The following is a 13664-nucleotide window of genomic DNA, read 5'->3' on the forward strand; positions in this document are numbered from 1 at the left end:
AAACGAGCCTCAGTTCCAAGATGAAAACTCTCTTTGGGACTTTGTGCTTATTGGTAATGAAATTTCAGATAGTAAAATTACTGCTGCAGACTTACGCTCAGATCTAGAATCAAACAAAATTCATGGAGAGCCAGGCCTCGTCCAAAAAACAGGTAACTATAGAATTATCGTAAAAACTTGGAAGCAAATACTTAATGAGTTTGAGCTAAGGTATAACGATATTTCCAACCGTTTTAGTTTGAAAGAGATTGAAATTGTGTCAGAGACACCTGATCAACTTACAAAAGATATCAAAAAGTTAAGTGAAAGTGCTTTATAACAAACGACTATGGCGTCAACCCTTTATTTTTGGTGTACTAGCTCAGACCTGATCTGACAATTACCCGATTTTGGGTGCCGTTGTCAGATTAGATTGGGGCTAAATTCTTTTCCGCCCAAATCCGTTGACCACTAAAAATCAGATGTCACATAAAAAGGATTTATAGATATGGATATTAACTTTCCATTTGACAACCATAAACAATACCTCAAGACTTGGAGAAAGTATGGCAAGCTTGCTGGGGAAAGGATAATAAACAAGCATTTTGAAAAAGAAAAAAATCAACTATCACTCTGAAATTTGAAAAGAAAACCAAAACCTTCTGGCTATTAATTGAATCTCCATCAACTAAAGTAAAATTGATATCAGCACAATTCACACCTCCAATTCCTTTTTCTCGACTAAAAATAAGAGTCTGGTTTTATGAATCGGATATCCCTCTCATTGACAAGCTTGTAAGCTGTAAATCAACATCTATACAAGGAACGATTGTAAAATGCTATAGAGCCGAAAATAAATCCTATGAACAATCTCATCAAGCAAATCCAATCTGCGGTATTGAATACTGTATTTATGATTGCGACCAATTAACTATAGAATCGTCTATTGAAGACCACCTATACAATTATATAGATGGCACGATATCTCATATAAACCTGATAAATTCTGGTGCATCTAACCCCCCGAACTTCAACGAATTCCCAGATGAAATATCAGAATATGAATTAATGCAAAATTATCATGGACTTTTTTGAAGGAAAATCAAAAAAATAAACGTAAATAGATTTGAACGAAACATTAAAGCTCGAAATGCCTGCATACAACATTATCAAGCGATATGTAGAGTATGCAGTTTTGACTTTTCAAAAACATACGGGGAAATTGGAGAGAATTTTATCCATGTTCATCACATAGTAGAGTTAGCCCATATCAATCAGGAATATGAGGTCAATCCAATTGAAGATTTAATCCCAGTCTGCCCCAATTGCCATGCGATGCTACATCGAAGAACACCTGCAATGACTGTTGATGAACTAAAGGCAATATTGGAATCAAATAGATAAGTACTCGAAAAGCTCTTTCTTTTCTTCCAAACTTAAAGACTGTATTTCTCTTACTAAACGCTCAACATTCGACTCCAGAATCATCGTACCTAAAAGTTGAGCAGTTGATATACCAAACTCTCGCCTGACCTGCTCTATTTCCAAGTGGGCATAGGTGCTGGCGGTAATGCTAATGTCACTGTGGCCTAGCAGCTTACTGGTGGTTTGCCCGTGGTTTCAACATCAGCCGCCGCGCATCATGCTACAACTGGTGATCGACCGACGCAGATCATGAATGGTGACGCTTTCGCCCTTACCTTCCCCCTAAGCCCCACCCTGTCGGTTATCCGGTCCTAGAAGCTGCCCTGACTGGATTTTTCGGTCACACCGCCTGGAAGCATAAACATCATTCCAGTATTACTGGCCTATATCTATCCCATTGATTGTACAGGGCCTTCAACTCTTGTAAAATCCGGTAGCAAGCTTGAGTGCGGGCCACTTTTGTGGTCATTGGAAGGAAAATCGGTAAATGGAATTAATCAGCTCTTCGCATTGCGCAGCATCTTATGCTGCTACTCCATCTGTAATTGTCGATGTCATATTCGGTGCACTTTTCGATGCACTTTACCGGGCATCTTGCAATCCATCTAGTTCCACACCTTCCGGCGCACTATCGACAGCGAATCTAGCCAAATCCAGGGCCTGTGTCCCCCCTAAGCCCAACGTAATCAGAAGGATAAAACTACAGCGTTAAGCATCTGCAGTGGCCAACAGGCTAATAACCATACCCTACAATAAGTTGTTTATATTATGTCCCAGTTTATAGAATCCCTTCCCGACTACTTTAATACTGTTAAAAACAGTGACGGCTTTCCTGAGAAATTCATCAACGACCTTTTCTTGATTGGCAAATGCAGCGCCGATACCGACTGCGTGAAAGAGATCCGCCAACTGCTGAAACAGCATGCGAGCCAGGATATTCAGAATGCCTTCAAGTGCCGCAAGAAACTGATTAAAGGCGAGAAAGAGCCTGATATGAGAGATGTCTTCTGTGTCCTTTGCGAATATGCCAGCCTGTCGGCCGAGCTGGATGTCGATTACCTCTATGCCAGGCTTGGACATACCATCATAGATATTCGAGCCGGTCAGCCACTGGAGGCACTCTGCGAGCGCCCCGAGCTGTTGGCGCGTTTCCCCTCGGTGACTTTTCTGGCCATCGAAGAGGTGCCCTTTTGTGGACAACGGTTGCCGGAAAGTATCGGTAGTCTGCCATTGCTTGAAAAGCTCAACATTGAAGGCGATTACAAGACACTGCCCAAGAGCATTGAAAAGCTAAAGAAACTACAAGAGTTTAAAATTGACTCAGTGCCGCTGGAAAGTCTGGATCTTGATTTTCGCCAACTGACAAACCTCAGCAGCCTAACCTGGTACGATACCCCTATCTGCGGCGCCGAGCTGTTTGATTTACCGGCCGGATTGACCAAGATTGATTTGGCGTTAGTCCCGGATTTACAACGCCTTGGCACTAACTTGGATAAGCTGCCACAGCTGCAACACTTAAAAATCTCATGCTGTCCCCAACTTGCATCTATTGATGAGCAACTGACCTTAGCCAACCTCAATAAGCTGACACTATGGAAAAACCCGTTATTGAGTTCAATCCATGCCAATACGGTGCTTGGCAATCAAAAAACATCTTTCACTAATGGCATAGATATCCGCTTTGCCCCAAAGGTATATGAAGATATAACCCGGCTTAAAATCCAAGAAAAGAAACTGCTGGCATTGGTCTGTGAGCATGCTGCATGTTTTCCTAATCTCAAAGAGTTGCACCTGGGTTATACCAGAGACTTAACCGGCATTCGCTTCCCTTTTGAGGCGTTTTCGCAACTGGAGAGCATCTGGGGGGCAGATTTCGGCGACGACGGCTTCTGGGATGAACTGCCTCTATGTCAAAGCCTTAAAAATCTTAGTTTTAATTCGACCAGCTCGGAAACCATACCCGAGTCGTTTAAAGAGATAGCGGCGCTGGACAGCCTCAGCATAATAAACGGCCAAAAACTCACCATAGATGCGTCATTGTTGCCACGAAACATCAAAAAGTTGGAAATCGACCGCTGTCATCGCCTTATTGCACCGACCAGGCTACTAACCCTGGATGAACTCATTCTAAGCCATTGCCCGGTGGACAACGAACGGCAGCTGTTCAGCAATATTTCTACAGCTGTGATGAAATACTACCCTGACGATGACACGCCGGACACGGAGGAAGAGCTGTCTCAATACCTGTCTCAGCCAGAGCGACTCACCTCCTTCACCACTAGACTGGCGACAGCTAAAATCGCCGATCTATTAATGCATTGTCACAATCTAGCGTCGCTCAATATTGACCCCGCCCAAGTTGAGACTGAGCTTGAGGATGGATGCGCGAACCCAAGGGAGACTTTACCTGGTTTGAATTGCCCCGCCGTTACCCAGTTGACCTCGCTGGAGCTGCACAATACCAACGTCGTTACTCTTGACCCATTGCTAACGAGTAGCCCCAAGCTTGAGAGAGTTAAACTCAACAAATTCGACAATTTCCCTGCCAATGTTTCGCTGCCACGGCTGAAAACCCTGTTGATTTCACGCAGTGATCTTAAAACCCTGGCCTCACTCGATGCGCCGGCATTGGAAACCTTGAAACTGGCCCTGTGTTATGAGTTTGGTCTGGAGGCCACCAAGGCCCTGGTGAAATATACCCACTTGCATCACCTTAAACTGATGGGAATGCACAAGAGCCTGGATCATTTCCCCATGGAGCTGAAAGCACTACCGTTAAAACGGCTTTCTCTGAGAGGCGGCGATATCAAGGTTATCCCTCATTTTATCGGTGAGTTTACCGAGTTGGACACCTTATCTCTGGAGGACTTTGTCACTGAGTCTCTACCCGAATCCATGTTGGCGCTTGAAAAGCTGGAACGCTTGAGTATCGATTGCTGCAAATTCCTTAAACCTATCCCTCCCAGCTTCAGAAAGCTCAAGCTGAAAGTCCTTTGCTACACCATAAGCAAATTCAACGGTTTCAACATGAACCCCAAGCTGTATCAAAACTTGCTGACCCCGAATTACACCGAGCAGACCAAGTATCTCGACGATTAAGTTATTAGGTCGATTCAACAGAGCCGCTCAGCGCCCCAGTAAGACTTAAACTCGTAAAAGGTTTACAAACTGGAACGCGATTTGCTGCACTGAAACGCCATGGAGTCATCAGAGCCATTTTTTTGACAAGCGGTTGCCAGGTGGGTAAAGCGCAAAAAATTGTAGCCGGTATACACCTGTCGGCACTTGAAGGCCTGAGCATTGACCCGCCAGATGCTGTGTTATGTGCCCTAATAGGCTGATTGAGGGGAAATCCCGTTTGGCCAGGGCCATTAAGCTTCCAGCTTCTTGGCATACAACAAGGTGCTTACCGCTCTAAAATGAGTCGGGTATTTAAAGCTATGCTCTCTGGTACAGATTAAGACTTTGGCAAATGCTAAGTTCCAAGGTACTGTATTATTTAAATTTTAGAGTCAAAATCCTATCGTCTGCCAGGCGGGGGTTACAATCTGGGTTTTAACACCGCCCATCTTCAACGAGGAAACCTCCATGACAGAGCTGTTTGCAGCCAATTTGCAAATCATCCAGTCCAGATGGCCACTGGCGGGAGCGATACTCAAACAACAAACGCCCGGCAGCCTGGATGCGGCCTTGGTGACAGGGCAAAATCAGACTATCAGTGTCGATGGCATTCAGCTCAGCAGCCGTCACAACCGTTTGGCAGAAGCCAGACTGTATATTGATACCCTGCCAGCCGGCGCGACTGAGGTCAGTCTCTATGGCGTAGGAATGGGCGATGTACCCAGCGTATTGTTGGATAATCCGGCCATCTGCAAACTAACCGTGAACATTCTCAACCCGGCCATTTTCGCTCTGGTACTCAGCTACACAGATCAATCAGAGTGGTTGAGCCATCCGGCCGTCACTCTGGAGTTGCAACCGGGACAACTTAAAGTGACCCAGCCTTATATCGCTCTGATAGCCGACCTTGAACTCTGCAGTGATGAAAATGCCAGGCTCAGGGATCTCTTGGTGCTCGAGCAAAATCTTCCTTATATCAACCGCCGCCATCAGGCGACCGACCCTGCGATAATCAAGCGCCTGCAGGACAATCGCCCTTTTCTGCAGCACGACCCAGATGTGATTGAGCTTAAGCGGCAGGTTCACAGCCATAAGGCCCTGGTCATAGGCGCCGGGCCTTCGCTGGAAGAACATTACGATTACCTGGGCAAGTTGCAAACGCAACCGCAAAGGCCGCTGATTATCTGCGCCGACACCGCCATGAAGGGCTTGCTGCACCACAATATCCGCCCCGACATAGTGGTTTGCATCGATGGACTTATCGGCGAATACCACCTGCCCCTGGCACTCAGCGAAGGAATAGCACTGGCTTATTATCCCAGGGTCGCTCCCGAAATCCTCAATGGTTGGAGAGGCCCCAGGTTTAACGCCTATGGCAATAGTCCACTTTATGATGCGCTGGGCAAAGAGATACCCAAGACTCGCCTTTACACCAACGGCAGCGTGATCCACCCGGCGATAGATCTGGCAGTACTACTGGGCGGACGTGAAATTAGCCTGCTGGGCTGCGACTTTTGCTATTGCCACAACAAGAGCCACGCCTTTTGGGATGACTTTGCCAAAACCACTCAGGATAAAATGACCCAAACCTGGGTAAAATGCACCACCCAAAAAGTGCAAAATGCCAGCCACTGGGTGCTGGATGGCCATGGCCAAAGGGTGGCAACCGACCTCAACCTCAGGGCTTACCTGCGAAACCTGGAAACCTACATAGCCAAGCGGCCTCATGTCAGGTTTTATCAAACCAGCCTCTCAGGCGCCCGAATTAAAGGTTGCCAATACAAGGAGTTGAAACCATGATCCAAGATTCATTGGCACAACAGCTGCTCGACACGGCCACCGCGTTCAGGCTTGGCAAAGAAGCAGAGGCCTCCGGGCGGTTGAAAGATTGCATAGAGCAGATGCAAGCACGACTGGAACAGCAACAGCTGCCAAGTGAAGCGTTGCAACTGGTCCCCGGCATGTTGGCCTCGCAACAACGCCATGACTGGCTGGGGCTGGCCGACACCCTGGAATATGAACTCGTGCCTTTATTGGCCTAAGCACTCAGGAATACTCTCTCAGTGCCGATAAAGCACTTGAATCACCCAAGCGGAAGAAACTGATGAAACATACGCTTTTTATTGCCGAAGTCTCCAGCAATCATCACAGGGATCTGGAACGCTGTTTTGATTTTATCGCGTCTGCGGCAGCCATCGGCTGTGATGCCGTCAAGTTTCAGCTCTTTAAAATTGATCAGTTGTTCGCCCCCGAGATCCTCGAAAAGAGCGAAATGCACAGAAAGCGCAAGGATTGGGAACTGCCGGTCAGTTTTCTGCCACAGTTGAAACGCTGCTGCGATAGCCACGGCATTGCGTTTTCCTGCACGCCTTTTTATCTCGATGCCGTCAAAGAACTTGAACCCTATGTCGATTTCTACAAAATCGCCTCTTACGAGCTACTGTGGGATGAACTGCTGATCGCCTGTGCTAAGACAGGAAAACCCGTGGTAATTTCTGCCGGCATGGCCAACTTCGACGAAGTTGATCACGCTATCTCTGTGTTGAAAGACTCAGGTTGCCGCGATATCACCCTGCTGCACTGCGTATCGGCCTACCCGACGCCTAAATCCGACTGCAACCTGGCGGTAATTGGCGCTTTTCGCGAGCGCTATGGAGTTAAAGTAGGTTGGTCTGATCACAGCGTATCAGCGGCAGTGATTCGCCGCGCCGTTGGCCGCTGGCAGGCCGATTGCGTGGAATTTCATATCGACCTGGATGAACAGGGCGCCGAATACGCCGCAGGGCACTGCTGGCTACCCCAGCAGATGCAGCCGGTGATCGCCGAATGCCGCGAAGCCGAGCTTATCGACGGTCAGAGCGACAAATTGCTGGCCCCCAGCGAAGCGCCGGATCGCGACTGGCGTGCCGACCCCAGCGATGGTTTGCGGCCGCTGAAGCATATGCGGCAAAGCTATCAAGGCAATTGATAAAAAACGGGGGGCATAAGCCCCCTGTCTATTCATGCCAAGTCGCGTTTCAGCATGCCGTTATAAAACGGATCTGCTCATAAACCCAAGTAACCCTCTGTTCCAGCTCTTGCATATTATCGGCCACGACAATAAACACCCCGGCGCGATCAGCATGACTGGTAACAGGTTTAATCTGCTCTCCTGGCTTGACAAAAAACTCCAGCTTTTTGACAAAGTCTTGTTTGCTAACTTCAGCAACACCTTCAATGGCCAACAATTTTCCAGGCTCAGGAAAGAAGTATCGATTGGCAACCATCTGGTTAACCCTGGGGGTTAACGCCTCGAAGTCAGGTTTCTGCCCCAAGGCGATTTCCAGTGCCGTTTTGACATAGTTGATCCCCAGCCCGAGTGGTACCAGACTCTCGGAAAAATCTCCCCCGCTGAGGCGGGTGGCCACTTCTATCACCTTGGGACCATTCTGGGTATAGACGATATCGCCTTTAATCACCCCGGATGTTACACCCAAGGCATCAGCAACCTGATCTATCAAAGTCTCAACTTTGTTCCTTTGGCTTTGCGACAATCGGCTGGGTTGCCAACCGCCATTTTCAATGATGTAGGGCGAGAACCTCTGCAGCATTTCGTAATTGCGATCCACAAACCCGGGAGTAACGCTTTTTCCCTGATAAAACAAAGTTTCGGTGCTGATTTGTGGACCCGGCAAATACTCCTCAACCATGACTTGACCGCTAAAGGATTCATTGACCGAACGCTCATAGAGCATCTCGATATCCATTCCCTCTTTAAGAAGGAAAACCCCTCTCGCACCCGAGCGGTCAACCGGCTTAATGATCAGCGGAAGGCCACGTTCAGCAATCACTTCCAATAGCTGTTTCAGGCTATCTACGGCACTGAACCAGGGTATAGGCAATCCATGAGCAGCGAAACACTGCTTCATTTTCAATTTATCTGTTGCTATCTCTGCCGCCTGCAAGGGAATACAGGGCAAAGACAGATGTTCAGCCATGGCCGACACATATTGGGAAATATCACTGCCCATCACGGCGACACCGTGGACAGGATAGGTCAACCCATCCACAAATTGCTTTAACGCCGGCAAGTCTCTGGTACTGACAACCGCATATTCATCGGCTAACGCAAAGCCGGGGGAGCTGGGATTGCCATCCACAACAACGACCTTGAGCCCCATGCTCTTGGCGGTTTTGATTGCATACAGCTGATCTGCACTGCCGCCGAGCAACAAGATAGTTTTGCGCTCAGTTATCAAGAATGGCTCCTCCACTCACCGCAAGGATCTGACCGGTCATATACTGTTGCTCGTCCGATGCGAGCATAATGCAAGCGCTGGCGATATCTTCAATCCGCCCGGCCTTTTTCAACAGCGTCATATCCAACACCCGGGCGCCTGCCGGAGAGTCAATTTCATCTGCAGTTTGATCTGTTCTAACCAAACCTGGCGCTACGGCATTCACCAGGATATTGTGCTCGGCGCCGTACCGGGCCAGGATTTTGGTCAGGCTATTCAGTCCGGCCTTGGATACCGCGTAATGCACGGTTTTAGGCCCGTGATACTGTCCGGCCACCGAGGAGATATTGATGATGCGGCCACCACCGTTTGCCTTCATCAGGGGAAAGATTTCCTGGCAACAGATAAAAGGCCCTTTGAGGTTGGTTCCCAAAATAAGATCCCAGGCCTCATCTGTAACTTCTTCAAACCAGCCCCTTTGATTAATACCGGCATTGTTGACCAGGATATCTACTCGACCGAAAACCTTTTTGCTCTCTTCAAGCATCGCCTTGATATCATCACGCTGCGAAACATCGGCCTTGACCTTCAATACCTTGCGGCCCATAGCCTGGATCTGTTCCGCAACAGAATTGGCAGCAGCATCATTGGCACGATAGTTAAGAATAATATCGGCCCCCTCGCGGGCAAACGCCAGGGCTAGCCCGGCTCCAATGCCTCTGGAGGCTCCGGTTATCAGAGCCACTTTTCCCGCCAATCTACCCATGAGTCGTCTCCAGATACTCAGGCCAGCGTTGCCCAATTTGCTCATAAATTTGTGCCACACTGATCCCTGCTTCCTGGCTGCATTCCTGTTTACTGCCAGGGCGAATAAAGGCATCATTGACCCCGGTACGCAATATTCTGACTCGAATATCTGCATCGCTGAGCGTTTCCAGTACCGCGGTGCCCAATCCGCCCGCCAGAACACTCTCCTCCAATGTCACTATATCCATGCCCGGCAACAGCAGCTCTTTGAGCCTTGCCTCAGGGAAAGGCTTGATACTCTGAATGCAAATGATGCCGAAGTCTTTACCAGACTGTTGCAGCTTGGATTTCAACTCCCAGGCACTGGCCAGGGTGTTGCCTAAAGCGATCAAATAGCCATCCCGCCCTTCGGCGGCCACCGACAGACCACAAGGCTCCATCTGCCCGATAGCGGGTTCGGTTGCCAAGATGGGTTCATAAGGATGCAGGATCACCATAGGCCCTTTGGGCGCCGCAAGCCTCTGCGCCAGTACCTGCTCCGCTTCAGCAGAGTTGGCCGGATAGATAATCTGCATATTGGGGAAAGAGCGCAGATAGGGAATATCATATAGACCATGGTGGGTTGAACCATCGTAACCTGCGAACCCGGCTCTGACCCCCAACACTGTGACCGGCAGGTCCATGTAACAGGCATCGTGCAACAATTGGTCAAATGCTCTTTGCATAAATGTGGTTTGCATACACACAACCGGCTTTTTCCCCTCCAGGGCCAGGCCACAGGCCATACCCACGGCATGCTGCTCTGCCATCCCCACATCTATGACTCGGTCCGGATAGGTTAAAAATAATTTGTCCAAAGACGATGCATAGGGCGTTGCCGGCGTGATGACCTCAATATCACCATCTTTTTGCATCAAGCTCTCAAGCTTTTCAGCAAGCACTACGGCATAAGTTTTGCCCGCAACGGTAGGCGCAGCCCCCTGCCCTGTAACAGGATCAAACGGCATGGAAAAGTGCAACTTGTATGGATGCCCGGCAGCACATGCCAGACCGCGGCCTTTTTCGGTTTTCAGATGAACGACACAAGGTCGAGCCAATTGCTTGGCGGCCTCAAGAGCTTTCACTACGGCTTCAACATCATGGCCGTCAGCCACAGCAATATACTGATAACCCAAGCCTTCAAAGAAATGCCGCGACTTTTGCTGCCAATCTTTTCCCGTGGTGACGTTTCTCACGCCACCGACCGAGGGAGCTATCGCCATTTCATTATCATTCAGCACCAAAACCAGTTTGAGGTCTTGTGCGCTTCCCGCGAAGTTCAATGCTTCAAATGCCATCCCTTCCACAAGGGAGCCATCGCCAATAACCGCAACCGTGGAAGCCGTTTCATCCCGAGAGCGCAGCGCCGAGGCGATACCGCTTGATAATGAGATGGATGTACCGGCATGAGACGCATCTATGGTGTCGTGTTCACTCTCTTCTCTGGCAATAAATCGGCTCATGCCACGATAGGTATTCAAGGAGTCAAAAGCCGGCATTCGGCCGGTCACCAGCTTATGGGTATATCCTTGGTGGCCGGTATCGAATATGATTTTGTCTCTTGGTGAATCAAACACATAGTGAATAGCCAGCGTCATTTCCACCACAGAGAGGTTGGCGCCAATATGCCCACCAGTGGCAGATATTTTCTCGATAAGAAAATGGCGAATAGCGTCAGCCTGAGAGGCCAAGGCAGCTACAGGTAACGCCTTGAGTTCGGTTGGAGAGGTTGCAAACGGTTTGAAGGCATTATTTGCCATAGAAGTTAATCCTCAGCAATTATCGAATAGGATTGATACAGACCAACACAGTGTTTGTGCCGTAAGGATCGGCATTATCGTAGATAATCCCGGCCTTGATCCCTATAACCTTGACGACATGAAAATATTCGCCGACTAGCTTCAGGAGATAGTCCAAGTCATATTCCACCAAATGACAGGCATTAACGGGAATATGTCCCAGACTATTTTGAGGCGTACTCAACACCAGCATGCCCCCGGGGCGAATAATACGCTTGAGCTCACTGAGACACTCACGTTCAGGTACATGTTCCAGTGTTTCAAAGCTGGTGACTGCATCATAGCTGTTATCCGCAAAAGACATGGCGGTGATATCTTCAACAAAGAAATCCACGTTCTTTTGTGGTGAGTGTGCTTTGGCAAAGGCAACACTTTCCGGATCCAAATCGGCTCCGTGAACTTGCGCCAGACTCTCGGACATCATCCTCACGCCATACCCATCGGCACAGGCGATATCCAATACTTTCATATTGGGTTTCAAATAACGGAGCGCCAGTTCGTAATGAAAGCCCAACCTGTCTCCCGAGGCTATCCGCTTACCATTGACCTCCTGACGGGGGATCTCGTAAATAGCATTGGCCAGACGTCGACATTCAGACAGGTATTCATCCGAATAACTCGGGGTTGAAAGCAGGTACTCAAAACTGAATTCATGCCTGTTGAGGGCAAAATAACATTTGGGATGGACGTGAAACTTGGCATCTTCCGGAGCCTGCAATTGAGTGACAAGTTTTCTCAGCGCGCCGACTCTAAACACTTCGGAACTGAAGTGGACCGGGAAATCATCGGGTAACTTAACGCAATCCAACTGACGGCTTTGAGCCAGCGCCAACATTTCCTTGCTGAGATCCGTATCAAAACAGAAGTGGATGCCATCGGCCCTTAAAATGTAATCCTCATCATTGAGATCTTCTGCGGCCGCCAGCATTCGCTTTAGCGGGCTTTCATCATAGCCATAAAATGCAGTTAATCTGGGATCATTCAAGTCACTGACAATCTGATCCAAGGCGCCACTTCGATCAAATTCCGGCGCGGCAAGACGTACCTCATACTCAGGGAAAGCACTCAGGGCACGCTTAACGGTTCTGACAACGGCGATTTCGCCATCAACCAGTCCCATACATATATCGGTTCCCCCGGCCCAAGAGCGGGAGCTGGCCTGAATCAGTACTCTGACCTTATTCATTGTTATCTCCTTGTTTTGTCGCGTCTGACTAGACCTTTCTGGCAAATAAAACTACTTCTCTTCCCAAGCCGGCATTGGCCAAGGCTTGATAGAAGGCCCGTTTACTCGAGTTACGACCTGCTTTATTCAATTGTGTATCGAATCTGATCCGTTTTTGATGACACGCCCGCCCCAACTGGCCGTCATCAACATAGTTGTCACCCATGAGTAAAAACATATCCATCGGAAATGTGGTTTCTTTCAGGAAGACGTCGAACCCCATCTTTTCAAGTAAGTTACCGAGTGAGTCAAAATCAAAGAAATTCAGATGATGAGGCGGAGCAACCCACCAGGGGCGATATCCCTCAATCTCTCTCAGTGTCTCTTGAAAGGGGTTATAGTCGTTGGGAACAACAACGCATAGCACTCCCCCGGAAACCAAAGACTCCCTCATTAAGGCTAACATTTCGATGGGATTGGGAATGTGTTCCAGCACGGCGTTCGCGTGGATAGCGTTAAACTTACCCAGTTTGGCAGCGCTACTTTCGGTGAAGAAGTCCTCAACAACCTCAGTACCCAAGCTGCGGGCATGTTCACAAGCCCTAACAGAGGGTTCTATGCCGATGGCTGACCAACCGCGTTGCTGGCCGTGTTGGATGAAAAAACCCGGACCGGAACCCACATCCAGTATTCTGCGCTCATTCTCCGGCAAGCAATCTTCCAAAGTATCAAATCTATCAGAATACACTTGCTGCCACCATTGGCTATCTGCGGTACCTTCCTTGATAAACAATGGTTTATCACTGACATAGTATTCGTGCCGGTATACGGTTTCCAGCTCGGCTGCTGTGGGTAGCGGGTGCACATGTTTAAAACCACACACTTGGCAGTCTATGACCTGAAACCCGCCAACCTCATCGAGTAATGGGCCAGAGTGCTTATCACAACCAATTGATACCATGTGCTTTCCTCAATGCAATATGTGTCACTAATCCAACGCTGTCCGTATTGAATGCAAGTTATAAGCCAGGACTTATATATTCCTGGTTATCGGCCTCATTCACCCGGAATTGAATAATCTGTATCTAGTTTAGCGAGTTAAAGCGGGTAAAAGCGACTACTAACCTCGGATGGGCTTATCAAGTTGTTACTGGTCATCTCCATCGCATTTGT

The 13664-nt window shown here is 48.6% G+C and carries 11 protein-coding genes; 6 read left to right on the forward strand and 5 right to left on the reverse strand.

Translation table 11 applies throughout. The annotated features are described in order from the left end of the window. From ON072_RS04720 to ON072_RS04745, 6 genes are all read left to right on the forward strand, one after another. Positions 1 to 319, forward strand: a 319-nt coding sequence (locus tag ON072_RS04720; protein WP_274625981.1) for a hypothetical protein, incomplete at its 5' end; no start/stop codon positions are given. An 836-nt stretch (positions 320 to 1155) separates the two neighbouring features. Then, complete coding sequence (locus ON072_RS04725) at positions 1156 to 1383, forward strand: HNH endonuclease (protein WP_274625986.1); 228 nt, start codon at positions 1156 to 1158, stop codon at positions 1381 to 1383. 789 nt (positions 1384 to 2172) lie between these two features. Continuing rightward, positions 2173 to 4503, forward strand: a complete 2331-nt coding sequence (locus tag ON072_RS04730) for a hypothetical protein (protein ID WP_261752914.1) — start codon at positions 2173 to 2175, stop codon at positions 4501 to 4503. A gap of 489 nt (positions 4504 to 4992) precedes the next feature. Next, a complete protein-coding gene (locus ON072_RS04735; RefSeq protein WP_208221510.1) occupies positions 4993 to 6324 on the forward strand; it encodes a motility associated factor glycosyltransferase family protein in 1332 nt (443 codons plus the stop codon). Continuing rightward, a complete protein-coding gene (locus ON072_RS04740) occupies positions 6321 to 6566 on the forward strand; it encodes a hypothetical protein (protein WP_025009376.1) in 246 nt (81 codons plus the stop codon). Before ON072_RS04735 ends, ON072_RS04740 begins: the two co-directional genes overlap by 4 nt. Positions 6567 to 6628: 62 nt before the next feature. Then, positions 6629 to 7492, forward strand: coding sequence for an N-acetylneuraminate synthase family protein (locus ON072_RS04745; protein WP_054744045.1), 864 nt, complete (start codon positions 6629 to 6631; stop codon positions 7490 to 7492). 49 nt (positions 7493 to 7541) lie between these two features. On the opposite strand, the gene ON072_RS04750 is transcribed toward ON072_RS04745, so the two are convergent. Genes ON072_RS04750 through ON072_RS04770 form a run of 5 tightly spaced genes read right to left on the reverse strand, consistent with a single transcriptional unit; the run spans position 7542 to position 13452 of the window. After that, positions 7542 to 8762 carry an ATP-grasp domain-containing protein gene (locus tag ON072_RS04750; RefSeq protein ID WP_243757030.1) on the reverse strand — a complete coding sequence of 407 codons (1221 nt, stop codon included), beginning with the start codon at positions 8760 to 8762 and terminating at the stop codon, positions 7542 to 7544. Next, positions 8752 to 9507, reverse strand: coding sequence for an SDR family NAD(P)-dependent oxidoreductase (locus tag ON072_RS04755; protein WP_025009379.1), 756 nt, complete (start codon positions 9505 to 9507; stop codon positions 8752 to 8754). Before ON072_RS04755 ends, ON072_RS04750 begins: the two co-directional genes overlap by 11 nt. Continuing rightward, entirely contained in the window at positions 9500 to 11287 is a 1788-nt protein-coding gene (locus ON072_RS04760; RefSeq protein WP_261752913.1) for a 1-deoxy-D-xylulose-5-phosphate synthase, read from the reverse strand. Before ON072_RS04760 ends, ON072_RS04755 begins: the two co-directional genes overlap by 8 nt. 19 nt (positions 11288 to 11306) lie before the next feature. Continuing rightward, a complete protein-coding gene (locus ON072_RS04765) occupies positions 11307 to 12512 on the reverse strand; it encodes a class I SAM-dependent methyltransferase (RefSeq protein ID WP_107005727.1) in 1206 nt (401 codons plus the stop codon). 28 nt (positions 12513 to 12540) lie between these two features. Further along, positions 12541 to 13452 (reverse strand): class I SAM-dependent methyltransferase, encoded by a 912-nt coding sequence (locus tag ON072_RS04770; protein WP_144191108.1) that lies wholly within the window; start codon positions 13450 to 13452, stop codon positions 12541 to 12543. Between the last annotated feature and the right edge of the window lie 212 nt (positions 13453 to 13664).

This window comes from Shewanella sp. K8, from assembly GCF_028823715.1.
Taxonomy (GTDB): Bacteria; Pseudomonadota; Gammaproteobacteria; order Enterobacterales; family Shewanellaceae; genus Shewanella; species Shewanella algae.

Coding starts and splice junctions, on each gene's coding strand:
- ON072_RS04730 (WP_261752914.1), top strand. CDS start 2,173: ATGTCCCAGTTTATAGAATCCCTTCCCGACTACTTTAATACTGTTAAA.
- ON072_RS04735 (WP_208221510.1), top strand. CDS start 4,993: ATGACAGAGCTGTTTGCAGCCAATTTGCAAATCATCCAGTCCAGATGG.
- ON072_RS04740 (WP_025009376.1), top strand. CDS start 6,321: ATGATCCAAGATTCATTGGCACAACAGCTGCTCGACACGGCCACCGCG.
- ON072_RS04745 (WP_054744045.1), top strand. CDS start 6,629: ATGAAACATACGCTTTTTATTGCCGAAGTCTCCAGCAATCATCACAGG.
- ON072_RS04755 (WP_025009379.1), bottom strand. CDS start 9,507: ATGGGTAGATTGGCGGGAAAAGTGGCTCTGATAACCGGAGCCTCCAGA.
- ON072_RS04760 (WP_261752913.1), bottom strand. CDS start 11,287: ATGGCAAATAATGCCTTCAAACCGTTTGCAACCTCTCCAACCGAACTC.
- ON072_RS04765 (WP_107005727.1), bottom strand. CDS start 12,512: ATGAATAAGGTCAGAGTACTGATTCAGGCCAGCTCCCGCTCTTGGGCC.
- ON072_RS04770 (WP_144191108.1), bottom strand. CDS start 13,452: ATGGTATCAATTGGTTGTGATAAGCACTCTGGCCCATTACTCGATGAG.